Annotated in this window: 27 protein-coding genes; 9 read left to right on the forward strand and 18 right to left on the reverse strand. The window is 60.3% G+C overall.

The genetic code is table 11. The features are described from left to right. Positions 1 to 125: 125 nt before the first annotated feature. Entirely contained in the window at positions 126 to 1,367 is a 1,242-nt protein-coding gene (locus WLQ66_RS11035; protein ID WP_340546424.1) for an MFS transporter, read from the forward strand. Positions 1,368 to 1,384: 17 nt separating this feature from the next. Here the strand turns inward: WLQ66_RS11035 and WLQ66_RS11040 are convergent, their stop codons facing one another. The 7 genes from WLQ66_RS11040 to WLQ66_RS11070 form a co-directional block, all read right to left on the reverse strand. Next, on the reverse strand, positions 1,385 to 2,305 hold the full coding sequence (locus WLQ66_RS11040) for an ornithine cyclodeaminase family protein (protein WP_340546425.1): 921 nt from the start codon (positions 2,303 to 2,305) through the stop codon (positions 1,385 to 1,387). Further along, positions 2,302 to 2,922 (reverse strand): HAD-IA family hydrolase, encoded by a 621-nt coding sequence (locus tag WLQ66_RS11045; protein ID WP_340546426.1) that lies wholly within the window; start codon positions 2,920 to 2,922, stop codon positions 2,302 to 2,304. The genes WLQ66_RS11040 and WLQ66_RS11045 overlap by 4 nt, the downstream gene beginning before the upstream one ends. Positions 2,923 to 2,934: 12 nt before the next feature. Continuing rightward, positions 2,935 to 3,900, reverse strand: coding sequence for a DMT family transporter (locus WLQ66_RS11050; protein WP_340546427.1), 966 nt, complete (start codon positions 3,898 to 3,900; stop codon positions 2,935 to 2,937). An 82-nt stretch (positions 3,901 to 3,982) separates the two neighbouring features. Beyond that, a complete protein-coding gene (locus WLQ66_RS11055; RefSeq protein ID WP_340546428.1) occupies positions 3,983 to 4,438 on the reverse strand; it encodes a YaiI/YqxD family protein in 456 nt (151 codons plus the stop codon). Further along, a complete protein-coding gene (sthA, locus tag WLQ66_RS11060; RefSeq protein ID WP_340546429.1) occupies positions 4,435 to 5,928 on the reverse strand; it encodes a Si-specific NAD(P)(+) transhydrogenase in 1,494 nt (497 codons plus the stop codon). Before sthA ends, WLQ66_RS11055 begins: the two co-directional genes overlap by 4 nt. 3 nt (positions 5,929 to 5,931) lie before the next feature. Beyond that, positions 5,932 to 6,765 carry an S-formylglutathione hydrolase gene (fghA, locus tag WLQ66_RS11065; protein WP_340546430.1) on the reverse strand — a complete coding sequence of 278 codons (834 nt, stop codon included), beginning with the start codon at positions 6,763 to 6,765 and terminating at the stop codon, positions 5,932 to 5,934. A gap of 175 nt (positions 6,766 to 6,940) precedes the next feature. Then, entirely contained in the window at positions 6,941 to 7,879 is a 939-nt protein-coding gene (locus WLQ66_RS11070) for an AEC family transporter (protein ID WP_340546431.1), read from the reverse strand. A gap of 422 nt (positions 7,880 to 8,301) precedes the next feature. On the opposite strand from WLQ66_RS11070, the gene WLQ66_RS11075 reads away from it, so the two are divergent. Continuing rightward, positions 8,302 to 8,946, forward strand: coding sequence for a TetR/AcrR family transcriptional regulator (locus WLQ66_RS11075; RefSeq protein ID WP_340546432.1), 645 nt, complete (start codon positions 8,302 to 8,304; stop codon positions 8,944 to 8,946). Positions 8,947 to 8,977: 31 nt separating this feature from the next. On the opposite strand, the gene WLQ66_RS11080 is transcribed toward WLQ66_RS11075, so the two are convergent. Beyond that, entirely contained in the window at positions 8,978 to 9,526 is a 549-nt protein-coding gene (locus WLQ66_RS11080; protein WP_340546433.1) for a cytochrome c, read from the reverse strand. A 163-nt stretch (positions 9,527 to 9,689) separates the two neighbouring features. On the opposite strand from WLQ66_RS11080, the gene WLQ66_RS11085 reads away from it, so the two are divergent. Beyond that, positions 9,690 to 10,391: an ArsR/SmtB family transcription factor gene (locus WLQ66_RS11085; protein ID WP_340546434.1), complete on the forward strand. Its 702-nt coding sequence runs from the start codon at positions 9,690 to 9,692 to the stop codon at positions 10,389 to 10,391. Between the two features lie 69 nt (positions 10,392 to 10,460). Beyond that, entirely contained in the window at positions 10,461 to 10,805 is a 345-nt protein-coding gene (locus WLQ66_RS11090; RefSeq protein ID WP_340546435.1) for a DUF2794 domain-containing protein, read from the forward strand. 48 nt (positions 10,806 to 10,853) lie between these two features. On the opposite strand, the gene WLQ66_RS11095 is transcribed toward WLQ66_RS11090, so the two are convergent. The 3 genes from WLQ66_RS11095 to WLQ66_RS11105 all read right to left on the reverse strand — a co-directional run bounded on the left by WLQ66_RS11095 (position 10,854) and on the right by WLQ66_RS11105 (position 13,828). Continuing rightward, positions 10,854 to 11,702 (reverse strand): C40 family peptidase, encoded by an 849-nt coding sequence (locus WLQ66_RS11095; RefSeq protein WP_340546436.1) that lies wholly within the window; start codon positions 11,700 to 11,702, stop codon positions 10,854 to 10,856. Positions 11,703 to 11,710: 8 nt separating this feature from the next. Further along, positions 11,711 to 13,129, reverse strand: coding sequence for a leucyl aminopeptidase family protein (locus tag WLQ66_RS11100; RefSeq protein ID WP_340546437.1), 1,419 nt, complete (start codon positions 13,127 to 13,129; stop codon positions 11,711 to 11,713). A gap of 294 nt (positions 13,130 to 13,423) precedes the next feature. Beyond that, on the reverse strand, positions 13,424 to 13,828 hold the full coding sequence (locus tag WLQ66_RS11105) for a hypothetical protein (protein ID WP_340546438.1): 405 nt from the start codon (positions 13,826 to 13,828) through the stop codon (positions 13,424 to 13,426). 130 nt (positions 13,829 to 13,958) lie between these two features. Between WLQ66_RS11105 and WLQ66_RS11110 the strand changes: the two genes are divergently transcribed. Further along, positions 13,959 to 14,609 carry a carbonic anhydrase gene (locus WLQ66_RS11110; protein WP_340546439.1) on the forward strand — a complete coding sequence of 217 codons (651 nt, stop codon included), beginning with the start codon at positions 13,959 to 13,961 and terminating at the stop codon, positions 14,607 to 14,609. 41 nt (positions 14,610 to 14,650) lie between these two features. Here the strand turns inward: WLQ66_RS11110 and WLQ66_RS11115 are convergent, their stop codons facing one another. Further along, positions 14,651 to 15,808 carry a DUF3095 domain-containing protein gene (locus tag WLQ66_RS11115; protein WP_340546440.1) on the reverse strand — a complete coding sequence of 386 codons (1,158 nt, stop codon included), beginning with the start codon at positions 15,806 to 15,808 and terminating at the stop codon, positions 14,651 to 14,653. A gap of 177 nt (positions 15,809 to 15,985) precedes the next feature. Between WLQ66_RS11115 and WLQ66_RS11120 the strand changes: the two genes are divergently transcribed. The 4 genes from WLQ66_RS11120 to WLQ66_RS11135 all read left to right on the forward strand — a co-directional run bounded on the left by WLQ66_RS11120 (position 15,986) and on the right by WLQ66_RS11135 (position 20,532). After that, a complete protein-coding gene (locus WLQ66_RS11120; protein ID WP_340546441.1) occupies positions 15,986 to 17,164 on the forward strand; it encodes an MFS transporter in 1,179 nt (392 codons plus the stop codon). 78 nt (positions 17,165 to 17,242) lie between these two features. After that, positions 17,243 to 18,265 carry an aspartate-semialdehyde dehydrogenase gene (locus WLQ66_RS11125; protein WP_340546442.1) on the forward strand — a complete coding sequence of 341 codons (1,023 nt, stop codon included), beginning with the start codon at positions 17,243 to 17,245 and terminating at the stop codon, positions 18,263 to 18,265. Positions 18,266 to 18,395: 130 nt separating this feature from the next. Then, a complete protein-coding gene (locus WLQ66_RS11130; protein WP_340546443.1) occupies positions 18,396 to 18,740 on the forward strand; it encodes a relaxase family protein in 345 nt (114 codons plus the stop codon). Positions 18,741 to 18,858: 118 nt separating this feature from the next. Next, a complete protein-coding gene (locus WLQ66_RS11135) occupies positions 18,859 to 20,532 on the forward strand; it encodes a DUF4139 domain-containing protein (RefSeq protein ID WP_340546444.1) in 1,674 nt (557 codons plus the stop codon). Positions 20,533 to 20,556: 24 nt separating this feature from the next. Here WLQ66_RS11135 and WLQ66_RS11140 read toward each other — a convergent pair whose 3' ends face one another. From WLQ66_RS11140 to WLQ66_RS11165, 6 genes are all read right to left on the reverse strand, one after another. Beyond that, positions 20,557 to 21,627: a branched-chain amino acid ABC transporter permease gene (locus WLQ66_RS11140; RefSeq protein ID WP_340546445.1), complete on the reverse strand. Its 1,071-nt coding sequence runs from the start codon at positions 21,625 to 21,627 to the stop codon at positions 20,557 to 20,559. Continuing rightward, on the reverse strand, positions 21,624 to 22,655 hold the full coding sequence (locus tag WLQ66_RS11145; RefSeq protein ID WP_340546446.1) for a branched-chain amino acid ABC transporter permease: 1,032 nt from the start codon (positions 22,653 to 22,655) through the stop codon (positions 21,624 to 21,626). Before WLQ66_RS11145 ends, WLQ66_RS11140 begins: the two co-directional genes overlap by 4 nt. Before the next feature lie 58 nt (positions 22,656 to 22,713). Continuing rightward, positions 22,714 to 23,457, reverse strand: coding sequence for an ABC transporter ATP-binding protein (locus WLQ66_RS11150; RefSeq protein ID WP_340546447.1), 744 nt, complete (start codon positions 23,455 to 23,457; stop codon positions 22,714 to 22,716). Continuing rightward, positions 23,450 to 24,226 carry an ABC transporter ATP-binding protein gene (locus WLQ66_RS11155; RefSeq protein ID WP_340546448.1) on the reverse strand — a complete coding sequence of 259 codons (777 nt, stop codon included), beginning with the start codon at positions 24,224 to 24,226 and terminating at the stop codon, positions 23,450 to 23,452. The genes WLQ66_RS11150 and WLQ66_RS11155 overlap by 8 nt, the downstream gene beginning before the upstream one ends. Positions 24,227 to 24,339: 113 nt before the next feature. Next, a complete protein-coding gene (locus WLQ66_RS11160; protein WP_340546449.1) occupies positions 24,340 to 25,524 on the reverse strand; it encodes a substrate-binding domain-containing protein in 1,185 nt (394 codons plus the stop codon). A 142-nt stretch (positions 25,525 to 25,666) separates the two neighbouring features. Further along, complete coding sequence (locus WLQ66_RS11165) at positions 25,667 to 26,437, reverse strand: HpcH/HpaI aldolase family protein (protein ID WP_340546450.1); 771 nt, start codon at positions 26,435 to 26,437, stop codon at positions 25,667 to 25,669. Position 26,438: the final 1 nt, after the last annotated feature.

A 26,438-nucleotide genomic window follows, 5' to 3' on the forward strand; every position in this document is an offset into this window, starting at 1 on the left:
GTGGAAAAGGGCAGGCTGTAATACATCAAATATTCTTGCCTATAGGCGCAAAAATCCTGATTTGACCGACCCTGTTTTTTCCGTACCGTCGCCTGACCGGAGCCCCTCCGGCAAGGAGAGTGATCATGACCCGCCCCGCACCGCTGTTTACCCCTGTCCTGATTGTCGGCTGCATCATTATTATGGCAAGCTTTGCGGTGCGTGCGTCTTTTGGCGTCTTTCAGATCCCGATTGCCGAGGAATTCGGCTGGTTGCGGTCCGAATTTTCGCTGGCGATTGCCATCCAGAATCTGGCCTGGGGCATCGGGCAGCCGATTTTCGGCGCCATCGCAGAGAAGATCGGCGACCGCAAGGCGATCATCATCGGCGCGCTGATCTATGCAGCCGGTCTGGTGCTCAGCGCCTTCGCAACCACGCCGTTTGAGATGCAGGCTTATGAATGGCTGGTGGGTTTCGGCATAGCCGGAACCGGGTTTGGTGTCGTGCTGGCCGTGGTTGGCCGGGCCAGTTCGGATGAGAACCGGTCAATGTCTCTCGCAATTGTCACTGCCGCTGGCTCTGCCGGGCAGATTTTCGGCGCGCCGACTGCCGAATGGATGCTGACGTTTTTGAGCTGGCAGAGCGTTTTTCTGGTGTTTGCGGGCGTTGTTCTGGCGCTGATCGCGACCCTGCCCCTGATGCGCGCACCGGAAGCGGCCTCCAAGGCGGAGCTGGAAGAGAGCATGGGGGCAATCCTGGTAAAGGCGTTCAAGGATCCGTCCTATACGCTGATTTTCCTCGGCTTTTTCAGCTGCGGCTATCAGCTGGCCTTTGTCACGGCGCATTTCCCTGCGTTTGTGACAGAGATGTGCGGCCCGATCCTGCCGGGAGGTGCGCTTTATTCGATGGGTATCACCTCAACCTCGACATTGGGGGCGGTTGCGATATCGCTGATCGGCGCGGCCAATGTCGGGGGAACCCTGCTCGCCGGTTGGCTAGGCAACCGGTATTCCAAGAAATACCTGCTGGCGGCGATCTATACCGGCCGCACGATTGCGGCGGCGGCCTTTATTCTGGTGCCGATCACGCCGGTTTCGGTCATCATTTTTTCCATCGTGATGGGGTCGCTGTGGCTGGCGACGGTGCCGCTGACCTCCGGTCTTGTCGCGCATCTCTACGGGCTGCGTTACATGGGCACGCTTTATGGGATCGTGTTCTTCAGTCACCAACTGGGTAGTTTTCTGGGCGTGTGGCTGGGGGGGCGGATGTATGACATCTACGGAGATTACACGCTGGTCTGGTGGATCGGTGTCGGGATCGGCGCGTTCAGCGCCATTGTGCACCTGCCCATTCGCGAACACCCGCGGGCCCGGATGGCCGCTGCCTGAGAGCTGCGACCTGGGGGTTAGCTCCCTCCTCGCCAGCAGTCCAGAATGTGGCGGCTGGTGATCAGATCCATATGTGCGCCGCCCCCGTTTTTGAACAGGGTGATCTTGGTAGGGTCGAATTCGGGAAAGCGCTCCAGATCGTAGAAGTCCGCCAGGATTTCGTTGCGGCGGATCACGCCGTCGGCCAGCGGAATCTTGAACTCCCCAATGTGATCGATGGTGGTGTCAAAGCTGTCACAATAGATCTCGGCGCGTTGCAGAGCGGTATCGTCCGCCTCGCGCATATCTGGGCGGTAGGCGCCGATCAGATTGAGATGCTGGCCGGGGTGCAACCAGTCCCCATGGATGATAGGCGTCGACGACATGGTGCAGGTCACGATGATATCCGCCGCCCGCACAGCAGTTTCCAGATCGGGTGCTGTTTTCGTATGGGGGTAGCGGTGTGCCAGCGCCTCTGCCTTTGCCAACGTACGATTCCAGATGCGGATCTGAGCTTTGGGATAGGCGGTGCCAAAGGCCTCTATCAGCGAGGCCCCGACTGTACCGGCCCCAACAATCAGGATCTCCCGGCTGTCTGGATTGGCCAAGCGGAGCGCCCCCAGCAGGCTGTCACCAGCCGTTTTCCATTTGGTCACCAGATGGAAGTCGATCAGCGCCTCCAGCATCCCGTGTTGATCGTCGTAGAGGCACACCGCACCATTGACCATCGGCTGGCCGCGATCCGGGTTGCCGGGAAAGATCGTCGCGCTTTTCACCGCAAGACCAAGCCCATCAATCCACGCAGCGCGGTTCAGCAGCGTGTCCTTGCCCCGGTAGAGGAAACTATCGGTGACCTCAGCCTTTGGCAGCCGGTGTCCTGCGGCGAGGGCATCACAGAACGATCGCCAGTCCAGATTGGCTTCGCCCTGGTCGAATGGGATTTGCAGGATCGCGCTCATTGGGCCTCCTCCGGCGACAGCAGTCCCTCTGTTACCAGGCGATCAGCCCAGGTCTGGGGATGGGTAAAGAGATGCGTCTGCCAGCCGCGTTCGGCGGCAGCCTCGATGTTTTCGGGGCGGTCGTCGGTGAACAGGAGACGCTCAGACGGTACGCCGGTATCCTGTTCAAGCTGGGCGTAGATCTCTGCCTCAGGTTTGATCGTGCGTAGATGGCCGGAGACAAATGCTTTGTCGAACTCGTCGAAGAACGGGTAGGTGGTTCTGGCCAGTTCAAAGGTGCCAATCCCAAAATTCGTGAGCGCAAAGACCGGCACAGCGCGTCGGCGCAGAGCGCGCATCAGGCGAACGGAGTGAGGAATCGCAGGGCTGGCCATCTGGAGCCAGCTGTCGTGCCAATGGCGAATCTCGTCGGCCCATTCGGGATGCTGATCGGCCAGCGCATAGACGGCGCCCTTGAAATCGTCGCCCCGGTCTATGCCCAGGTTCATTTCATGCAGGTCGACCTCGCGAAACAGCGCTTCGCGTCGCTCCTTGCCGATCTTGGCATCGTAGAAGCGTTCAGGCTCCCATTCGATCAGCACGCGGCCGATGTCAAAAACGACGGCTTGGATGGTCATCTTCAGGCTCTCCTATCCGGTCGAACGCGGTCGTGGGCGAGGGGCAGGGCGACTGCGGCGGGTTTCGCGCCAGACTGAAACAAGACCGGCGCCAATGATCAAGGTCGATCCGATCCAGACCGGGCCGTCTGGCCATTCGTCAAAGACCAATACGCCCCAAACCACGGCCATCGGCATGGCGATATATTCAAACGGAGCAACCAGACCAGCCTCGCACTGGCGATAGGCCTGGCTGACCAGATAACCGCCGACGGAGCCGGCTAGCCCCACGGTCAGAAACAGGAGCCAATCCTGAGAGGCAGGCCAGATCCAGGCGCGCAGGATGAACTGCAGACCAGCGCTGTCGGAGGTGGCGAAGCGCCCGTCACCGGCTAGCAGCCCGACAAGGGAGCTGACCAGCAGAAACCCAAGCGTCGGGTAGAAGGACAGTGTCGCCGCCTTGTCCGAACCGCCAGCCCGGCGGGTCAGGACATGCAGCGTGGCATAGCCGCAGGCACCGAGAAACGGCAGGATTGCAGCAGGCTGAAAGGTGCCGGGACCCGGGCGCATGATCATCAGAATACCGACAAAACCGATGGCAACCGCCATCCAGCGCCAAGGGCCAACCCGCTCTTTCAGAAACAGGACTGACAGGCTGGTGACAACCAGCGGCGTGGCAAAGGCAATCGCCACCGCTTCGGCGATGGGCATGATCGCGAGACCGGTAAAGAAACAGAGATTGGCAAATAGCACCGCGAGGCTGCGCAGCAGATGCAGACGGGGTTGCCGCGTGCGCAGAATGCCATAGCCGCCTTCCAGAGGGATGATCAGCGCCAGCAAGACGAACATGGCCACGACGGAGCGGAACATCACCACCTGATATAGCGGGTAATCGCCGGACAGGAATTTGAAGATGACGTCGATGATGGAGAAACAGATCGCGGCCCCGACTGCCGCAAGGACGCCAAGAATGGGGAGGCCTGCCTGTTGCTGCGTCACATCTGCTCTCCGCCTCGGTGATTGGTGCAATCAGTGACGCAACGATGTGCAAAGGGCAAGAGCAGGGGGCGACCGGACCGGTTCAGGTGGCGCTTGCGGCGCGGATCTCACGCTCGAGCGCGTCGAGAAAGCGGGATCGGTCGGCTTTGGTAAAGCCTTTGCCGCTGCCCCCGGCACCAAGCGGATTGGCGGCGCGCAGATCTGCCATCAGATCGCGCATCGCCAGTTGCTGGCCGATATTGGCCTCTGTGAAGCGTTCCCCATTGTGCCGCAACACCCGGGCGCCGGCCTCGATACATTTTGCGGCCAGCGGAATATCTCCGGTGACCACGACATCGCCGTTTCCGCAACGCTCGGCGATCCACATGTCGGCTACATCGGCGCCTTCAGATACGATCACGGTCTCTACCAGCGGGTTCTGCGAGGGGCGCAGCCCACCGTTTGAGACAACATACATCGTGACCTTGTGGCGGGTTGCCACGCGCTCTGCCTCGGCTTTGACGGGGCAGGCATCGGCGTCGATATAGAGCGCCATCACTCAGCGGCCTTGGTGGGTTTTACCTTGGCGGCCGGTTTCGCCTTGGCGGCGGTCTTGGAGGTCTCGGGGCCGGTCTTCTTCACCTTGAACTCCTCCGGGATCGGCATTCGGTTGAACGCGTCAAGGCCCGCAATCTTATAGGCCTCGGCCAGGGTCGGATAGTTGAAGGTGTTCTGGACGAAGTAATCCACCGTGCCTTTGAGGTTGAGCACCGCCTGGGCGATATGGATCAGTTCGGTTGCGCCTTCGCCGACAATCTGAACACCGAGCACTCGGCGCGTCTTGAGAGAGAACAGCATCTTCAGCATGCCGTGTTCCAGCCCCATGATATGACCGCGAGAGGTTTCGCGGAAGCGCGCGATGCCGATTTCGTAGTGGATGCCACGTTCCTGGAGTTCTTCCTCCGACATGCCGCAGGTTGACATCTCAGGCACCGAATAGATGCCATAGGGGAACCATGGGCTTTCGGGCAGGGTCGGTGTTTCCAGCGCGTGACAGGCTGCAACCCGCCCCTGCTGCAATGAGGTCGACGCCAGGGAGGGGTGGCCGATCACATCGCCGGTGGCATAGATATGCGGCACAGCGGTCTGATAGGATTTGCGATCAACACTGAGACGGCCGCGGTGATCCGTTTCCAGACCAACAGCCTCAAGGTTCAGCGCCTCGGTATTGCCCATGCGACCAGCGGCGAACAGCAGCATGTCGCCGCGTACATGACGTCCGTTCTCCAGGCTCACCTCGATATGGCTGCCTTCGTCCTCGATCTTGGTGATGGCAGAGCCGAGACGCAAATCGACGCCGTTCTCGCGGATCTGGTGAGTGAAATCCTGAATCAATGTGCTGTCGATGAAGTCGAGGAAGGTGTCGCGCGGCTCGATCAGGGTCACACGGACATCAAGGGCAGAGAACATGGTGGCATATTCGACGCCGATCACCCCGGCTCCGACCACGACCAGCGAACGCGGGATTTCCTCCATTTCGAGGAACTCATCGCCGTCGACGACGGTTTTGCCGTTGAATGGTACATACTCCGGGCGATAGGTGCGCGTGCCGGTGGCAATCAGGAATTTCTCGCCGGTGACACGGGTGGTATCGCCTGCCTCGGTAGCGACTTCGACCTCGTTCGGGCCGACAAAACGCGCAAAGCCGGCCAGGACCTCGACGTGGTTTCGGTTGAACTGATGTTCCAGCACGTCGACCTCATGGTCGAGGGTCATGTGCAGGCGGGCCTTGAGATCCTCGGCCTGGATCTGATCCTTCACCCGATAGGCGCGGCCATAGAAACTGCGCTCGCGCCAGCCAGAGAGGTTCAGCACGGTCTCTCGCAGGGTTTTGGACGGGACAGTGCCGGTATGCACCGAGACACCGCCCAGACGATCCTTGCGGTCGATGACCAATACGCGGCGGTGCAGTTTGCCTGCCTGAATCGCTGCGGTGCGCCCGGAGGGGCCGGATCCGATAATGATGAGGTCGTAGTTGAAATCTGCCATGTATCAGCCCCGGTAGAGCGCTTCGGCATGGAAGGACACATGGTCCTCCATGAAGGTAGAGACAAAGAAATAGCTGTGGTCATATCCCGGCTGCATCCGCAGGACGGCCTGCTGGCGGCGGGCCGCCGCAGCCTCGGCCAGAGCCTCCGGTTTCAACAGGTCGAGGAATTGATCGGATGTGCCGGTGTCGATCAGGATTGGCCCGTCAAAGCCGCTCTCCTGCATCATCAGGGTGGCGTCGTGGCGCGCCCATGCGGCTTCGTCAGTGCCCAGATAGGCCGTCAGCTGCTTGCGGCCCCAGTCACTGGCCGAGGGGTTGCAGATCGGCGCGAAGGCCGACACCGACCGGAACCGGCCCGGCAGGTTCATCGCCATCGTCAGCGCGCCATGTCCGCCCATGGAATGGCCGGTGATCGACTGGCGATCCATATCCAGTGCAAACTGCTCGGCCAGCAGGGCAGGCAGCTCCTCGGTGACGTAATCCCACATCCGGAAATGCGGCGCCCAGGGATCCTGGGTGGCGTTCACGTAGAAACCAGCCCCCTGTCCCAGATCATAGGCCTCGTCATCCGCAACCCCGTCGCCGCGCGGGGAAGTGTCCGGAAACACGATGGCGATCCCCTGTTCCGCGCACCAGGCCTGCGCGCCTGCCTTGGTCATGGCGTTTTCGTGGGTGCAGGTCAGCCCGGACAGATACCACAGCAGCGGAACCGGCCCATCGGCGACTTCCTCCGGCAGGAACAGCCCAAAGGTCATGTCGCAATTGGTGCTGCTGCTGGCATGGCGATAGACGCCTTGCACGCCTCCGAAGGCGGCATTTTCCGAGACGGTTTCCATGGGGCGACTCCTTTGTTCTATGTTGCTCTATCGCTACCTGTGGTCAGCCATAGGGTCCAGTGACTGCGCGTCTGTGGTCCCTGTTTTTGCGACATATCATTGCAAAAACCTGAAGACTGCGGACGCCAATGGCCGCGATTGATGCCAATATCGCCCGGTCAGTGGCCGGATCGGCTCAGGGCTGCGTCAATACCGAGACCCCGGCGATCACCAAGGGCAGTGTCAGGATCGAGAGTGTCGTCGACAGCAGGATGGCGGCTGAGGCCCGGTGTGGGGCGATCCCATAGTGTTGCGCCAGCATGTAGACGTTTCCGGCCACCGGCAGCGCTGCGGCGGCGATGGCGACACCGGCGGCATAGGGATCCACAGGCACCAGCACCAGCACGCAGAGCGCCACTGCGGCCGGGTGCAATACCAGCTTGGCGAAGCTGAGCCAGCTGGCAATCTGCACCCGTTCGGCAGATTTCGAGGCCAGAGACGCGCCGATCGCAAAGAGCGCGCCGGGCGTTGCGGCATCGCCCAGCAAGGCAAGAAACGCATTCGCAGGGGTCGGTATCGGCAGCGCGAGCGCCGACCAGATCAGACCTGCGCAGATCGACAGGATCATCGGGTTTCGCAGCAACCCACGACCAACCAGCCCCAGCGTGGCGCCGCTAAGGCCGCTGCCGCGCCCCAGGTTGATCAGGACGACGATCAGAGAGGAAAACACCACCAGATCGACGCTGAGAACCAGCATCATCGGCCCTACCGAGGCCGGGCCGAACAAGATGATCATCATTGGCAGGCCGAGAAATCCAACGTTGCCGATGGCCGCGCATTGCGCCTCTACTGCGGCGGTTTGCATGTCGAGGCGACGCAGCGCAGCCACCAGCGTGGTGACCCCATAAACTACCGATGTGCCCAACAGATACCCGAGCACCAGCCGGGGATCGAAGATCTCCGAAAAAGACAGATTGGCGGCAAATCGGAAGATCATTGCCGAAAGTGGGAAATAGAAGACGAACTTTGTGAGGCTGGCGGTGGCCTCTTCCGAGAAAAAGCGGCTGCGACCGGCCCAATATCCAAGACCGATGATCGCAAAAAACGGGAGTGTTCTCAGAAATATGTCGAGCATCGTGGGAATTGGTAACCTAATTTGACCAACTCGGGAAGAGCGTTTCTCACCCCGCGCAGGGCTCCCGCCTGTCATCGGACCTCGGATGAGGTCCTCTTCCAGCTGGGCCGGGCAGCGCTGACGCGCTGGCACCTATCCGTTGGCCCCCATGGCGCAGCCGCAGAGCCGTCGCCATAAGCGGTTCCGGTGTGTTTCCATCCGCGCGTTTGCCTATGCCGACAAACGCGTTAAGCTGATGTCATGAGTTGGACAGATCGTCGGCGCAAGCGATTTTTTGTTCGCCGCGCAGGGCTCTGGCTCATAGACTATCACGACGCCGCAACCGTTTGTGAGGTCACGCTTGACCTTGCCGCAGAATGCCTAGATTGGGCCTGCAACCCGCGATATCCGATCACTGTATCGCCCCCTGACCGAGAGTATTGATGAACCAGCCAACCGCTATTCCCCGCAAGGGTCGCAAATATGATCAGGTGCTCCTCGGTGCGCGGGATGTGTTTATGGCCCATGGGTTTGAGGGCGCCAGCGTGGATGATATTGCCCGAGAAGCCGGGGTCTCGAAGGCAACGCTCTACAGCTACTTTCCGGACAAGCGGCTGTTGTTCATGGAAGTTGCTCGGCACGGTTGCGCGCGTCAGGCTGACACAGCGGTCAGCATTGGCGCGGGTTGCTGTGACCCTGAGACCGCGCTGCGTGAGGCGGGGCACCACGTTCTGTCGGTGATCCTGTCGGAGTTTGGCGTGAAGATGTTTCGCATCTGCGTTGCCGAGGCGGACAGGTTTCCGGATCTGGGGCGCCGCTTCTACGAAAGCGGACCGGCAACCATTCGGGCGCAGCTGCGCGAGTATCTGACAGAAGCGACCGCACGGGGCGAGCTGCGGATCGAGGATCTGGATCTAGCGGCTGATCAGTTTGCGGAACTGTGTCGCGCGGATATGTTCCTTAGGCTGCTTTTCAACATCGACGCCGATATCGGCGATGACGAGCGTGAGCGTGTGGTTGAGGCCGCGATTAAGACGTTTCTTGCCCGCTACGGGGTCGCTGGTACGGCAGGCAACAGTGCTGGCTGATCGGCCATCGGGTCGAACCGGCTAGGGCAGCTCAGTGAGTGGTGAATTCGCGCGGTGTCTCACGGTAGATTTGGTGGCAGTTGTGACAGGCGGATAGCAGGCGCGGCAGGCTGCGTTTCAACCCGGCCGCCGAGCGGGTATTCAGTGCGCGTGCCGCGCGTTCGGCAGACTCCGCATGGCGTTTGAAATCAGCCCAGTTTGCCCAGATACCGCCGCGTGCATGGGATGACAGATCGGTGACATCCTGGCGGAATTCGCGCGGGATGCGGCGCGTCGACCGGATCAGAGCGCGTCGGGCCGCGCGCGCGGCACCGCGATCGAATGCGATGTAGTCGCGGGTCATCGCTGCAAGATCCTGAACGGCCGTTTTTTGGCCACCCATCAGAGCGATACGTTGGGCAACGTGTTTGTTGGTCGGTTGAGGATCGGCATCGACCTTGCCGGCCAGCAGTAGAAGTGAGGCGATCAGCAACGCGCTGCCCATGAGAAGGCAGAGGCCCCCCAGACCACGCCAGTGCTCGTCGGCTCGGGTCTGAACGCGGTCAGGTCGATGGCGTCGTTGTTTGGGGTCATGCTGCATGGTCTCTTGGCTCCAGATCCTGATCAGGCGCGATGCGAAAAAACTATGCGGTTGAGGTTAGATCCCGGTTAATGATGGGACAGACGGGCTGGCTAGAACCCTTCGGCGATGGTCGAAGCGTTTGTACTAGGCGCAATCGCGGGCGGCGGGTTATCGTCTGACCATGAGCACTCCTCGATTTGATATTCTGGGCCAGGCGCTTTCCGATGCCAGCCGCACCCGTATGTTATGCGAGCTGCTGGACGGTCGGTCCTACACCAATAAGGAGCTGGCGGCGGCGGCAGGTGTCACCGCGCCGACAGCAACAGCGCATCTGCAGCTGCTGCAATCCGCAGGCCTGGTCGTTGCTGAAAAGCGAGGGCGCTGCGTTTTTCACAGGTTGGCCAGCGCCGAGGTGGCACAGACCCTTGAGCAACTGGCTGCGATTGCGCCGTCGGATCATCTGCATCGTGCGCAGCAGCGAAAGGCGGGTGTCCTGGCACCATTGCGCAGTTGCTACGACCACTTTGCCGGTCCATTGGCGGTGGCGATGACCCGACGGTTTCTCGATCTTGGAATTCTGGTTGAGCGCAACGGCGGGTTCGAAGTGATTCCGGCAGCAGAATGGGACCGGCTGGGAGTGACCCTGCCGACACGGCCTTCACGGCAAGCCTTTGCGAAGCCCTGCATGGACTGGACGGAGCGGCGCCTGCATATCTCGGGCGAATTGGGGCGTCAGCTGTTGTCTCACGCGCTGACTTCGGGCTGGGTCAAGCGTCAGCCGGTCAAACGGGGGCTGCTGCTGACCGCCCCTGGGCGTGCGGCTTTTGAGCAGACCATCGGTCTGGACACACGCTCTGTTCTGCCCGAGCTTTCGCCTTCCTGAGGACGCCAGCTGCGCCGCAAGGTGGCAATAATGCTTGATTTGCTGTCTGTTTGGCGCAACGCTGTCATTATGAGCTTTGACCAAGTGCAGCCCTTCTCATCGTTTTCCGGCCCGCAGCAGGTTGCCTTTCACCGGACCGAACTCTCGGTGATCCTGTCGTTGTATGGCCGTATGGTTGCAGCCGGGGAATGGCGGGACTACGGCATTTCGACCCTTCGGGATCTGGCCGTTTTCTCGGTGTTCCGGCGCACCGCTGAGCACCCTCTTTATCGTATCGAGAAACGTCCCAAGCTGCGTAATAGGCAGGGGCAATATGCGGTTGTCGGTATGGATGGGCAGATTCTGAAGCGCGGCCATGATCTCAAATCCGTGCTGCGTGTGCTCGAACGCAAGCTCATCCGATCCGTGACCTGACCGCCGATTGCGGCGCTGCCTGATGATCCGGGCCGCGAAGAAGCGGCTTTAGAGGTCTGGGCGCCGGTGACGAGTGATCGGTCCATCGCCCTGCACCATGATCCGCTCCACCGCATCCGCCACCGGCTCCAGTGCAACCGCCATATGATGGGCGTTTGCATGGATCATGGTTTCGTGGTCCTGCATCAGGGCGACATGGCCCTTCCAGAACAGGAGATCGCCACGTCTGAGATCACTGGGAACCGCTGTGTTGCCGAGCAATATGTTCTGGCCCATTTCATTTTCCTGCTGGTCGCTGTCACCGGGGCAGGTGACCCCGCAGGCCAGCATCGCCGCCTGGACCAGACCCGAGCAGTCGATCCCCCAGCGGCTGTTTCCGCCCCACAGATAAGGCGTACCGAGAAAGAGCTGTGCAACCGCGACCGGATCGGTTTCGGGCACTGAAACCGGCCGCAGATGAGACGCGGGGATGAACCCCAGATTGGTTTCCGCAAATCGATCTGTGAAAGCTAGGACGCTCACCCTGCTGCCGTGGCTGAGACTGCAGAGGTCGGAGGATTTCATATCTGCGGCGCTATAGGCATGTGTTGCCGGTGTGCAGACCCGATGGGTTGCGGGGGCGGCATCGGTTGCGAGGGCTGTGGCCGGAACATAGCCGACATAGTCATCAGCCACAGCCTGCACGAACGCCCATCCATCGCGCTCTTCGTAGATCGTGATCTCGGCGCCAAGCAACAGTTGACGGTCACGCGGCCCGTCCGGGCGCCGTAACAGGTTTACCACGGGCAAACGAATACAGGCGGGTTGTCCTGTCACTGCCGTGCGGTCGGGCGATTGCTGCGCCAGATGTGCAGCGATCACGCGGCCATTGGCCGGGGTGCGGCGGGGATCGGTCATCCGGTGCCTCAGAGGTTCAGCATGGTTGGCAACGCATCGAGCAGGGCCCGAGCGCCCTGCAATGCGCCGCCCTTTGGTCGGGCCGGGGCGGCGGTCGGCGTCCAGCCATAGATGTCGAAATGCATATACCGGCTGCCGTTGGCAAAGCGGCGCAGGAACAGAGCTGCGGTGATGGATCCGGCAAAGCCGCCGCTTGGCGCGTTGTCCAGATCAGCGATCAGCGGTTCAATCATGGTCTCATAGGGCGCGTGAAAAGGCATCCTCCAGACCGGGTCGGCTGAGGCGGCGGCGGCCGCGCTGAGCGCATCGGCATCGCTATCGCTATCGGTGTAAAACGGCGCCAGATCCGGACCGACCGCCACACGCGCCGCGCCCGTCAGCGTGGCCATGGAGATAAGCAGATCCGGGGCGTCTTCCGCCGCGTAGGACAGGGCATCGGCCAGGACCAGCCGACCTTCGGCATCGGTGTTGTTGATTTCGACGGTCAGACCGTTGCGCGCGGTGAGTACATCACCGGGGCGAAAGGCATTCGCCGAAACGCTGTTCTCAACCGCTGGGATCAGGACGCGGAGCTGCAAAGACAATTGCAGCGCCATGATCATCTCTGCGAGCCCCAGGACATTGGCGGCACCTCCCATATCCTTTTTCATCAGGGCCATGCTGCTGCCGGGTTTGAGATTGAGGCCGCCGGTGTCAAAACAGACGCCCTTGCCTACAAGGGTGAGCTTCGGGCCAGTATTGCCCCAGCGCATATCCAGCAGGCGGGGGCGACGATCCGAAGCGCGGCCAACGGTGTGGATCATGGGAAAGTTCTGCGTCAGAAGATCTTCATCGGCGACAACGTCGAGGGCGGCGCCATATCGATCCGCCAGCGCCTGTGTTGCCTCCTGCAAATCCTGCGGCCCCATGTCAGAGGCGGGCGTATTGATCAAGTCGCGAGTCAGATATTCCCCGGCCGCGCAGGCCTCGATCCGGGCTGTATCGACTCCCTCGGGTGCGATCAGATGGGTTTCGGAGACGCGCCCGGATTTATACCGATCAAACCTATATTGGGCGAGCAGCCAACCTAGGCACTCAGCCGGGCGATCCTCCTCGGCGATCCCTTCAACCAGGCGATAGGTTGCTCCGGGCAGCGCAGAGAGGGCGCCGGCCAGAATGAACCTGCCCCTCGCGCGGTCCTTGGCGGTGCCGTATCCCACCAACACCTGTCTGGGCGCACCGTCGCGATCCGGAATGACGAGCACCTGCCCGATGGCGCCGCGAAACCCATTGGTGCGGGCCCAGTTACCGGTCTCGCTCGGCGCATTGGCAAGCCAGTCTTCGCACTTGTCCTGATCCAGCACATGCAGATCGAGGCTGGCCGTCGCCGGGTCGGCGAAGGCCGGACGCGAGAGGCGGCTGATGGCGGATGGCTTGGCAGAGGGCATGACAGGATACTCCGGAACCGGGGGGCGATTTCATGGTCAGAGTATCTGTCACAGCGCCGTCTGCAAGCCCTGCTGATTGTCGGTCAACCCGTGGTTTCAACAGGTTGCATCCGTCACGGCCGCAGGCGCAACGCCAATAAGGGCCCCGCGAAGAGCCCGGACGCATAACCTGCGTCGCTACGAAATTGCCATTTGGTTGGCATCAGGCCTTGGTCTGACAGTTGAAGACCGGCTCCATCGGCGGCAGATCCGCTGTCAGATATATCCGAGCAAGTGTCCCCCCAGGATCACTTGTCAGACCGAAAGGTCCTGTTGCTCCCATACAGCGGTCAGGGATCGCTCGCCGATCCGCATCAGCCGGAACAGGGTCGCCGAAACTGCTGCAAAATCGTTTATGTCGATCGCGCCGGTCACGTCACGGGCAACCCGTGCCATTGCTGTCATGCCAATCTGATCGGCGATAGCGATCAGGGAACGCGCACTTTTGCGTAGGTTTGGCAAATCGTTCTGGCGCCAGAGACGTTCGCAATGAGACAGCCGCACGGCGAGTTCCTCGATCGCGCGACAAACCACATCTTCGGCCCCGGCTTCGCCGAGTTGCGTATAGAGATCCGACAGTTTGTCGGAGTCTAGGCGCACATTTTCTTTGTGTACTACAGTGAGTATTTGAGCCACCACATTAAACCCCAATTTATTCATGCCCCCACGGCACGGGCCAAACTTGCGCCTTAGAAGTTGTCAAAAGGTTTCCAGCCGGATGACCAAATCTCTCGAATTTGCTAACAATCCTTGGTAACAGACCTGCCAGAGGTCAATCGAGGAACGACACATGCAATTTGCCAAACCCCTGCCGAGCTATCTGGTGACGCGCTATCATGGGTGGAAAGCCACGACCTATAGCGAAAATCAAGGCTGGTACCGGCGGCTCGCCAGCGAAGGGCAGCGCCCGCGCGCGATGGTTATTTCCTGCTGCGACAGTCGGGTTCATGTCACCTCGATTTTCGGTGCCGATCAGGGCGAGTTCTTCATTCACCGCAATATTGCGAATCTGGTGCCGCCTTATCAGCCTGACGGCGATCACCATGGCACCAGCGCGACCGTTGAATACGCAGTCACCGTTCTGAAGGTGGCACATCTGATTGTGTTGGGGCATTCACAATGCGGTGGTGTGCAGGGATGTATCGACATGTGCAAAGGCCATGCACCAGCGCTGGATGCCAAGGAGAGCTTTGTCGGGCGTTGGATGGATATCCTGAAGCCGAAGTTTCCGCTGGTCGAAGATATCGAGGATACCGACGCGCAGGCGCGTCAGTTTGAACGGCAGGCGGTGGTTGCATCGCTCGAAAACCTGATGACCTTCCCCTTCATTGATAGCGCCGTGCGGGATGGAACATTGAGCCTGCATGGCCTTTGGACCGATATCGGCGAGGGTGGTCTGGAGTGTTATGAGCCGCGCAGCGGCAAGTTCCAGCCGGTCTGATCGGGGGCATCTCGCCAACGCAAAACGGTCCCAATCAGACCTCAGGCCGCCGCCGGATTTGAAGCGGCGGCCATTCTCAGCGCTGCTTGCGTATAGCCGCCCGCGGCCCCGTCGATGAAATGGACGTGATCGTCGCGCATCGCGGACGGTACGATGCAGGTTACCAGCGCTTCGTCCTGTTCGTGAAGGCCATAGCGCACCTGCCCTGCGGCCGCGGCTTTCTCCAGGATATGTGTGATCTCGTCGCGCACCTCTGCCGGACAGTCGAGTGTCAGTTTCAGGCCATCGTCGAATTTTCGAAAATCCGCGTTGGCGACGAGCATTCTGCGGTAATGCTGGGCATCAAAGCCACCAATCGGACGCTTGCGGGTGAGCGCATAGGCCGCAAAGACAGTCTGAACAAACAACTGCAGCTTTCGCAAAATCAACGCGGTTTTCCCGCGTGACATCTTTGCCTCCAGCGTCAGACCCGGCGGGGGGAAGCTGAAGCTTGGCCCGCCCTCCGGCACCGGATGACCATGGCGCTGCAACTTGTCTGCAACTGCGAGAACATCGCTGGCGATTTTGGCAAAATCCCTGGCTGAGGCCCGACTATGGGGCTGCACCACGACCGAGAGGATCATCCCGTTGCGAGCCGGTATCGTATTCCAGCGGCAGGACAGGCCTGTCAGATCCGGCGGATCGGGTAGCGGTGCGGGGGGCACTTCGAAACCTCCCAGCTTCATCTGCCGTTCCGCCCAGTTGAGGCCACCACCGGCAAACATTGCGTAGTCGGCCGCGTCTGAGACGGCATAGCGGGCAACGGCGACATCCAGGCCTTCGGCTCTGATCCAGGACACCGGCAGCAATGCCGCGCGCAGCTCGATGTCGAATTCCGCGCTGGTCCAGCTGCGCAGCCGCGCCAGCGTGTCGCGCGCGATATCGGCGTGTTCAGGGGCCACTGCAAAGGAGGCGCCGTCACCGCCAAAGACATAGGGAAACGGCGTGCCTCCTAGGGCGTTGATCATCGCGGCAATCGCCGAGGCGCCGATGGTGTTTACCGTCTTGTAGCGCCCGGTCGCGATCAGATCAGTGGAATTGACGATATCGCAGCAGCCGACCATCCAGTCCCTCGGCAGCGGCGTAAAGGCACCAGAGCGGGTCAGACCGGCAAAGTCGCGGCTGGGCGCTAGGCTTTGGTAGAAACCATCCTGTGTCATCTGCGATCCGTTCATCCTGTTGACACCATAGCCTAGCGCGACAGCAGCACACGACCAATCACGGCTAAGTGGTTTCGCACTCTTGTGAATTGGTGCGAAATCGCCACTGTGGACGGATTACGATTGCTGGTCTTGGCTGCTTGCCGGGGCAGACATCTCATTCCGGGGGGGACCAACATGCAGGCCGGGCTGGTCATATTATGTCTGGGCTATGTGCTCAGTCAGTTTTTTCGCGCATTCCTGGCGGTGCTCAGCTCCGCCTTGCAAAACGATCTGGGAGCCACGCCCGAGGATCTCGCCTTTGCCTCAGGGCTCTGGTTCCTGACCTTTGCGGCGATGCAACTGCCGGTCGGCTGGGCGCTGGATCGTGTCGGACCAAGCCGGACCGCTGCGGCACTGCTGCTGCTTGGCGGTGGCGGCGGAACGCTGGTCTTTGCGCTGGCGGCTCAGCCCTCACATATCAGCCTTGCGATGGTCCTGATCGGGATCGGCTGTTCTCCAGTGCTCATGGCGTCCTATTACATATTCGCACGCGAATATCCGCCACGCCGTTTTGCGACACTGGCGGCCGTGATGCTCGGGGTGGGCTCGCTGGGCAATCTGGTCGCGTCCTATCCAACGGCGCTGGCGGTTGAGGTCTTGGGATGGCGGGGCACGCTGTTCGGGCTTGCAGGGATCTCTACCGCAGTCGCACTGGGCATCGCGCTGACGGTAAAGGATCCGGCGCGGGTCGAGGCGGGCGAGGGGGCCAAAGGGTCTGTTCTCGATATTCTGCGCCTGCCGGTCCTCTGGCCGATATTCATCATGATGTTCGTGGCCTACGCCCCCTCTGCGGCCTTGCGGGGGCTGTGGATCGGACCCTATCTGAGCGATGTTTTTGGACTGGGGCGGGAGGCGGTCGGGTTGGCCAGCCTGGTGATGGGGGTCGCGATGATCCTTGGCACCTTTGCCTATGGTCCGATGGACCGGCTGCTGGGAACCCGCAAGGGGGTCGTGCTTGGCGGCAATCTGCTTGCCTGTGTCGCGCTGGGGGCCTTGATGCTGTGGGTGGATGGTCCCGTGCCGCTGGTGGTGGCGCTGATGGCGGCCGTTGGCTTCTTTGGCGCTGCGTTTCCGGTGATCCTGGCGCAGGGGCGTGCCTTTGTGCCGCCGCATCTGGTGGGTCGCGGTGTGACCATGCTCAACTTCTTTGGCATCGGCGGGGTGGGAATCATGCAGTTTGCCAGTGGGCGCCTGCATGCGGAAACGTCCGGTGCGGACCTTTCCTTGCCCTATTTGGCTATTTTCGGTTTCCTGCTCGCCTTTTTGCTGGCCGGATGCGCAATATATCTGCTCAGCCGAGACAGCTTGGATTGATCTAGCCTTTCCTCGCGCGGGCTTTCCCGATAAGACACCGCAGCCGGTCACGAGGCCGGACACAATTGGAGACACAAAATGGGTTATCGCGTCGTTATCGCGGGCGCCACGGGCAACGTGGGCCGTGAAATGCTGAACATTCTGGCTGAACGCCAGTTTCCTGTGGATGAGATTGCAGTTCTGGCGAGCCGCAAATCCCTCGGCACCGAAGTCACATTCGGCGACAAAACACTGAAGACCCAAGATCTCGACACCTTTGATTTCAGCGGCTGGGATATGGCGCTGTTTGCCATCGGGTCCGACGCGACCAAGAAATACGCGCCAAAGGCCGCTGGCGCCGGTTGTGTGGTTATCGATAACTCGTCGCTTTATCGTTATGATCACGATGTGCCGCTGATTGTTCCTGAGGTGAACCCGCAGGCGGTGCATGGCTATGCCAAAAAGAACATCATCGCGAACCCCAACTGCTCGACCGCACAGATGGTTGTCGCGCTGAAGCCGCTGCATGATCGCGCCAAGATCAAGCGCGTTGTGGTCTCCACCTATCAGTCGGTTTCCGGCTCCGGCAAGGAAGCGATTGATGAGCTGTGGGATCAGACCAAAGCAGTCTACAATCCGACACAGGATGTTCCGCCCTCTGTCTATACCAAGCAGATCGCTTTCAACGTGATCCCGCATATCGACGTCTTTCTTGATGATGGTTCCACCAAGGAAGAGTGGAAGATGGTTGCGGAGACCAAGAAGATCGTCGATCCGTCGATCAAGGTCACGGCGACATGCGTCCGCGTGCCGGTCTTTGTCGGCCACTCCGAATCCATCAACATCGAGTTCGAAGACTTCCTGGACGAAGATGAAGCCCGCGATATTCTGCGCGAAGCGCCGGGCATTATGGTGATCGATAAGCGCGAAGACGGCGGCTATGTGACGCCGGTCGAATGCGTCGGCGATTTCGCAACCTTTATCAGCCGGATCCGCCAGGACTCGACCATTGATAACGGCATCAACCTGTGGTGCGTCAGCGACAACCTGCGCAAGGGCGCTGCCCTGAACGCCGTCCAGATCGCAGAGCTTCTGGGGCGTGAAGTTCTGAAAAAAGGTTAAAAACCTATCCATTCAGAGAGGGGGCTGTCTCGAAAGAGACGGCCCCTTTACCGTTTGTACAACTGTTCTTGCCAGCCTTTATCCCACTAGTCTGATGGGAGTTGGATGAAGGTAACTTGGGGGTAAGACCATGATGGGAAAAACGCCGACGCAGGCGCAGACACATGAGACTGTAATCAGCTCGGGGGAAACGGCTTGGGCCACAGCACGCAACGGTTCGCGCCTAGATGCCGAAATGGCGGCGCAGCTGCGGATGGTTCTGAGCGAGAGCTTTCGCACAGCAAAGAACTGGCTGGATCTGATCCGCGCTCTGCGCAGCAAAGGATTTTATCTGGAGCGCAGTGACGGGCGGACCCGTCTTCGCGATGCGCATAGCCACGTCGAAATCTGTACCTGCCGGTTTCTTGGGTTTCCTGGGAAAGAGCTGGAGGCGCGATTCGGGGCTCCATTGCCGGACAACATAAGCCAAGCCTGAGCAAGCACTGGCAGTGTGCGTCATGATGGGATGCAACGGCTGGTAACATCTCGCAACGATACGTAGATTTGATCACAGGCGGGCCGCTTGTCCGCGATTTGATCAATCGAGAGATATCATGCGACCTGTTCATTCAGTTTTTGCCATTCTTGCGGCTACCACCGGCACAATCAGCATTGCCACATCCGCAGTTGCGGATGTGTTCCCTGTTTCTAGCCAGGTTTCCGCGGTAACGCTTTATCCGGGGCTTGCCCAAATCACCCGCACTGCGGCGGTGGACCTGCCTGCCGGGCGGCACCAGCTGATCCTGCAAAACGTGCCACAAAGCGCGCAGACCGCCAGCCTGCAGGTGCAGATCGCGGGCGGGCGCCGTATCAGCACCCTAATGCGAGAGGAGTCCGTGCCCCCTCAGGACGTGGCGACACCTGAGATTGACGCTGCTGAGGCACGTATCCGTCAGATCGAAGAACAGATCGCAGCCGTGACGGATGAAGCCGAACGTGCCCGAGCCACGGCCCGAGCCGCGCAGAGCTCAATCCAATTCCTTGAACAACTCGGCGGTAATGATGGTCTGGCGGGGGCGGATGCCTCAGCGCTGGCGGATATCGCGGTGATGATCTCAAACCGGGCGACTGCAAGCCATCGTGAGATTATTGATGCAGAGGCCGAGGCCCGCGCCAAGGAACAAGCTCTGACAGCACTCCAGGACGAATTGAAGGAGGCCCACGCAGCACTCGCAGCCATCGCGCTGGAGGATGAGGACCGGCTCTTCATTGAGGTGGAAGTCGACGTTGCAGAGGCTGGGGGCGCCGAGGTTACACTCACCTATCTGACAGCTGGAGCGGGACATATAGGGTGGTCTCCCCATTATGAGCTGCATCTTGCGACAGGTGATGTGGCGGAGCTGACTCTGGCGCGCAGCGTGATGCTGGCGCAGGATACGGGCGAGAGCTGGCAGGACATTGCGCTGACGCTGTCGACGGCGGAACCGCTGGGGCAATCAGCGCCATCGCGCCTGTTCCCACAGCTGCGTCGGATCGAGAAACCGATGCCTGTCCCAACGCCTAAGCAGCGGCTGTCATCTGATATGGAATTGCAGCTTGCCAACGAACCGATAATCGAAGCGGCTGTGTTGGTTGATGAGCTACTTCCGCAATGGAGCGTCGACACGGGCGGCGTTGCGGCTGTCTATGGGTTTGGTGAGCCGGTCTCCATCGCCTCGGGTGTGGATGCGTTGCGGCTAGAAATGGACAGTGTCACCGCAAGCGCTGAGTTGAGAGCACAGGCGGTGCCACTGCGCAATGAGGTCGCTTATCGCGTGGTGCGTTTCGCAAACGAATTTGGCGAGCAGTTGCTGCCTGCAACAGAGGCTGCGCATTTCGTGGACGGGAAGCTGGTCGCCGTTGCAGATTTTCCGGGCCTGGCACCTGGGGCAGAGGCAGACATCGGGTTTGGGCCGATCAAGGGGCTAACCCTGCGCCGCGATGTTCTGGATCAGAGCGAAGGTGAACAGGGGCTGATTTCGCGCAATGCGGAACAGTTTAGCCGGGTTGAGATCGAGATCGAGAACCTGACTGACCAGCCCTGGCCTTTGCGGGTTCTTGACCGTGTTCCATACTCCCAGCAGGACGACCTTAAGATACGCTGGTCTGCGCGCCCTGCGCCGACGGAAGAAAACGTCGAGAAACAGCGCGGGATATTGGCCTGGGACATGGAGATCACTCAGGGCGCGCGTGAAGTGATCCAGATCGAGACAGAGCTGAGCTGGCCTGAAGATCAAATTCTGCGCTAGCCCTGCCGCCTGCCGGTCTCGGCGCTAGCGTTGCCCGCGCAGGCGGCCCACCACGCCGCTAGGGAAGAAGTAGACGCTAAGTATGAAAAGGACACCCAGCCACAATAGCCACCTGTCCGGGCTCAGGAGTTCGGGCAGCAACGGCAACCCCTCGGTCATGCCGGAAAGCACGCCCATCAGGTTTTGCAGGTAATTCTGCGCAAGTACAAAAACGGTCGCACCAACCACCGCACCGTAGATCGTGCCCATACCACCGATGACGACCATCAGCAGGATATCAATCATGATGGTCATCGACAGGGTGGTGTCTGGTCCCACGTAACGTAGCCAGATCGCATAGAGAGAGCCGGACAGCGCAGCAATCGCCGCCGAGAGACAGGTGGCCGTGACGCGGTAGTAAACAACGCGGTAGCCGATCGCCTCCGCCCGGAAATCATTCTCGCGGACGGCCTGCAAAACGCGACCGAACGGTGAGTTCACGATGCGCAACAGGGCCAGAAACAGCAGCGCGCTGCCTGCGAAAATCAGGTAGTAGGTGAGCAGTCGTCCGTTGAGTTTGACGCCTAACAGTTCACCGCCAAACAGCTCCGTGCCAAATTTGAACGCAGGTCCCAACTCGCGCGGGGTCTTGAACGTCAGACCGTCTTCGCCGCCGGTCAGACCAGAGAGCTGGCTGACAAGGACGGCAACGGCGGAGGCAACCGCAAGCGTGATCATCGCAAAAAAGATGGCCCGCACCCGCAATGAAAACAGGCCAATCAACAGCGCCAGCCCAGCGGCGAGACCAGCACCGGTGAGAGAGCCGACCAGAAGCGCATCGAATCCGCGCCCCATGTGGGTGGAGGCCAGTGCCACACCATAGGCGCCCATGCCAAAGAACATCGTGTGGGCAAAGCTGACGATGCCGCCGTAGCCCAGCAGCAGATCATAGCTCGCCACCAGCACCACGAATATGCAGATGCGTGCAGCCGTATCCACTGTCCGCACGCCCGGAAACAGGAAGGGTGCGAAGGCAAGACAAATCAGAATGACAGCCAGCAAAAGGGCCAGAATGCGAGAGCGGGGCAGGTCGCCAGACAGAAGAATGTGCATCATTTTGCCTTTACCACCGGGATCATTCCCATCGGGCGCCACATCAGGATTGCGACCATTAGGGCGATATTGGAAACAAGGGCCAGTTTCGGCTCTACGAAGGCGACATAGTTCTGCAACAGCCCGACCAGCAGCGCACCGATGAAGCAGCCTTCAACCGATCCGAGACCGCCGATGATCACCACAATGAAGATCAGGATCATCGCCTGATTGCCCATATGGGCGGTGATAACTTCCTGATAGAGGCCCCACATCACACCTCCCAGGCCCGCAAGGGCTGAACCTGCGATGAACACGCCGACGAAGACGAGGCGCAGGCGATATCCGAGCGCGGCGACCATCTCGCCGTTCTGTACGCCTGCGCGGACGATCAACCCGATCTTGGTCCGGCGCAGCACGAAGCGCATGGCAGCAAAGACCGCAAGGCCGACGGCGACGGTAACAAGACGGTACTTCTCGATAGCGGCGTCGCCGAAGGTCAGCGCCCCCTTCAGCGCCTCGGGACGTGTGAAGTAGATTTCTTCCGGCCCCCAAAGGACGATGATCAGCTGTTCGGCAATGATCAGGCCACCCATGGTGACCAGGATCTGGCTCAGATGATTGCCATAGACGGGTTTGACGATCACCCGTTCGAATGCCCAACCCATGAGGGCGGTCGCCGCCATTGCGGCAAGAACGGCGGCGAGAATGGCCAGCAGGTTCAATGCCAGCGACGGCGCATTGGTCAGCTGGCCCAGTGTCAGCAAAACCGAAATTCCGATGAAGGCTCCAACAGAAACGAAGGCGCCATGGCCGAAGTTGATGACATCCATCAGCCCGAAAACAAGCGTCAGCCCGGAGGCCATGAGGAAGATCATCATTCCCATGGCCAGCCCGGAAACCGTCAGGGTCATCCAGCTTGCAGGGTTCTGCACGGCGATAAAACCGGCGATAGCCAACAGTGGAACCAGCAGCAGCGGTGCGTAGGGGGCCAGTCGGTCGCGGAGCGACGATTGAGCCATCGTTGGCGCGTGTTCGGGGGCAGCGGTCATCTGTTGATCTCCTGCCGGATAAGGCAATGGCGGGGTCTGTCTTGAACATCGGGCATGTTCAATGCGCCTCCATGCTGAGGCCCATCAGCCGCTCCTGCAAAGCGGTGTCGCCTGCCAATTCAGCCATTGCGCCTGACCAGATGACACGGCCGTCGTCCATAACGCTGGCGGTGTCGCCAAGCGCCTTGGCGACTGCAAAATTCTGTTCGACCATCAGGATCGATGCACCCTGATCTTTCAGGTCCTTGATCGCGCGTGCCATGGTGGAGATGATCGCCGGGGCCAGGCCTTTTGTCGGTTCGTCGATCAGGTATAGCTTGCGTTCTTCGATCATGGAGCGGGCAATTGACAGCATCTGTTTTTGCCCGCCGGAGAGATTTCCGGCTTCGGATTTCCAAAAGGTTTTCAGCGGCGGAAAGGCCTGAAAGATCCAGTCGAGCCGCGCCGTATCAATCGGGCCGGAAACCGCGGCGAGGACCATGTTTTCTTCAACAGTCAGATCGGCAAAGATCCCCATATCCTCGGGGACGAAGCCGATGCCCGCGCGTGCAATGCTGGCGGTGGGCGTCTGGGTGATGTCGGCTCCATCGAACAGGATGCGGCCACGATGGGTTCGCCAATGGCCGATAATGCTGCGTAGGGTCGTTGTTTTGCCGACACCGTTGCGCCCCAGCAGCATGGTGACACCGCCGCGCGGAACATCGAGGTCGACCCCCTGAAGAATATGGTACTGGGCGATCTTGGTATGGATCTCCTCAATCCGCAGAAGAGGAGGGGGGGCGGTTCGGTCGAGGTCATACATGATCCAGGATCCCCTCCAGCCCACGGCCCATATAGGCCTCCTGCACCACGTCGGAGGCCATCACCTCCGTCGGAAGGCCATCGGCAGCCAGCGCGCCATTGTGCAGAACGATAATGCGGTCGGCTAGGGTTCGGATCACATCCATCTTATGCTCGACCAACAAGATGGTGCGGTCGGTCTGGCTTTTCAGATCCGCGATGAGATCCAGCACGACCGGCGCTTCGTCCACGCTCATCCCGGCTGTCGGCTCGTCAAACATATAGACAAGAGGATCGAGCGCGATCAGCAGAGCGACTTCCAGCTTGCGCTGATTGCCATGGGACAGCTCCGAAACCATCTGCTGACGCTCGTCCAGCAGGCGGACCTGGGCGAGAATTCTTTCGGCCTGATCAATCAGATCGGTGTGGCCTGTGACCATCGACCAAAGATTGAAGCCGCGCGCAGCCTTGGCCTGCACCACCAGCCGGACGTTTTCCAGCACAGTAAGGTCGGGAAACAGATTGGTCATCTGGAATGCGCGACCGATGCCTGCTTTGGTGCGGGCTGATACGGACTGCGTGCTGATGTCCCGCCCCATCAGCGTGACGCGACCGGCGCTGGCGGGAATCTGTCCTGAAATCAGGTTGAAATAAGTGGTCTTCCCAGCGCCATTGGGGCCGACAATGGCCGTGAGTTCGCCCGGATGAAAGTCACAAGTCACTGCATCGACGGCCACATGCCCGCCAAAGCGTACGGTGAGATCGCTGGTGGACAGTAGAGGGGCGGGCATGGGTGCATCCATCTGAAACGGGGTAGTGGCCGGGTGATCGCGGCGGGCCGCGCAATCCCATGTGACGTGCCGGGCCCGGTGGCGGTCGCCCCGGACCCGGTCGCGTTGTGTGATCAGTTGCGGATCGGAATCGGCAGATCGTCGATGCTCAGCTCGCGAACCAGTTCCGGGATGGCCCATTCGACATCGTCGTCGACACGCAGTTTGAAGTGATACATGGATTGCAGCGCCTGATGATCCTCGGCCCGGAATTTCATGGTGCCCTTCGGGGTTTGCCATTCCATGCCTTCCATCGCCGCAATCAACGCCTCGGTGTCGGTGGATCCGGCCTTCTTGATCGCTTCCACGGCGGCGATGCCAGCGGCCATTCCGCCTGCGGTGAAGAAATCGGGCGGGCTGTCGAACCGTTCAAAATGGGTCTTCACCAGCCAGTCGTTCACCGGATTGTCAGGCAGTTCGTAGTAGTAATACGTGCCACCTTCCATACCTGCGAAATCCTTGAACCCTTTCAGGGCGGCGAGGATGTTTCCAACGCCGGCAAATTCGATCCCGAAACGACCGGGATCCATTGCGTTGATCTTGGCCCATGGATTGCCACCACCGGCCCAGATGATGAAAAGCTTCTTCTCGCCCTCGAGATCTTTCATCGCGTTGAAAATGCGCTCGCCCGCAGCGGTAAAGTCGGTGGTGTCGGTTGGGGCGAATTCCTCATGGACAATTTGGTGGCCCTGAGCGGCCAGGGCTTCGCGGAAGGCTGCGATGCCGTCGCGGCCAAAGGCATAGTCCTGTGCCAGCGTTGCGATATGCACATTTTCACCGGCTAGGGCGATGGCGCTGGCCACCGCATCCTGCGAGGAATTGCGCGAGGTGCGGAAAATGTAACGGTTCCAATTCGCGCCCGTGATGGAATCGGCAACCGCCGGCTCCACGATCAGCAGTTTTTCGTATTCTTCGGCAACCGGCAGCATCGCCAGCGCAACGCCGGAGCTGACCGGCCCGATGGCCAAATCCACCTCGTCGTCGCCGTAGGCTTCTTCCAGAAGTGCCTTGCCATTCTCAGGCTTGAGCTGGGTGTCCTTTTCGATCACGACGATTTTTTCGCCGTTGATTTCCATAGTGCCGCCGGTGGCATATTCCAGACCCAGCATCAGCCCGTCATGGGATTGTTTGGCATAGGCCTCGAACGGGCCGGTCTTGCCGTAGACATGGGCGATTTTGATATCTGCAAAGGCGGCGGTGGCCAGCGCAGAGGTCAGCGTCAGTGCGGAGACCATCCCCGCAGCAAATGTGCGTTTCATCCTGTAGCTCCCTCGTGGCGCGCCAAGATGTTTGGCGCGGTCTCGCTCCTGTGGTGGCAGGCTAGCGGCGGGGTGTCAAACCGGTCAATTGCGCGGAAATACGTATTTTTTGATCCCATTTTGTGAACGTGGCGTTCGGCGTCTATTTCGCAGACCATTCAGTGGCGAGGGCTCGGGCGTTATTGGCCAAGACCATTACGTCAATCCCAACTGCAAGGAACTGCGCGCCCATATCCAGATAGGCCTGTGTCGCCTCGGGGGCAGTGCCCAGAATGCCAGGCGCCCTTCCGGCAGCCTTGATCCGGGTCATGGCATCGGCGATCACTGCTCTGACCTCCGGGTGGGCGGAGTTGCCCTGATGTCCCATGTCAGTGGACAGGTCGGCAGGTCCTATAAAAATCCCGTCGACACCTTCGACCTCCAGAATGTCGTCGAGATTTTCGATGCCTTTACGGTTTTCGACCTGCAACAGGAGGCAGATTTCCTGATCGGCGGTTCGAGTATAGTCGCTGACAGAGCCGAACATCGACGCCCGCGCCGCAGTTGCGCCCACGCCGCGGGTGCCGGTAGGCGGATAGCGGCAGGCTCGGACCAGCTCTCTGGCCTGTTCGGCAGTTTCGACGATAGGTATCAGGACCGTTTGCGCACCGGCGTCTAGAACCTGTTTGATAATCCATGTCTCTCCAACCGGAACGCGCACGACGGGATGACTCTTGGAGGCAGCCAGAGCCATCAGCTGATCACGAATGGACCGGATGTCGTTTGGCGCATGTTCACCGTCGATCACTAGCCAATCGAAGCCACAGGTTCCCATTACTTCGGCTACGGCACCCTCACCAAAGCTCATCCAGCACCCAATCTGGCGATCGCCCCGCGATAGAGCCTGTTTGAAGGTGTTTTTGGTGGCGGGCATT

Source organism: Phaeobacter sp. A36a-5a, assembly GCF_037911135.1.
In the GTDB taxonomy this organism is placed as follows: Bacteria; Pseudomonadota; Alphaproteobacteria; order Rhodobacterales; family Rhodobacteraceae; genus Phaeobacter; species Phaeobacter bryozoorum.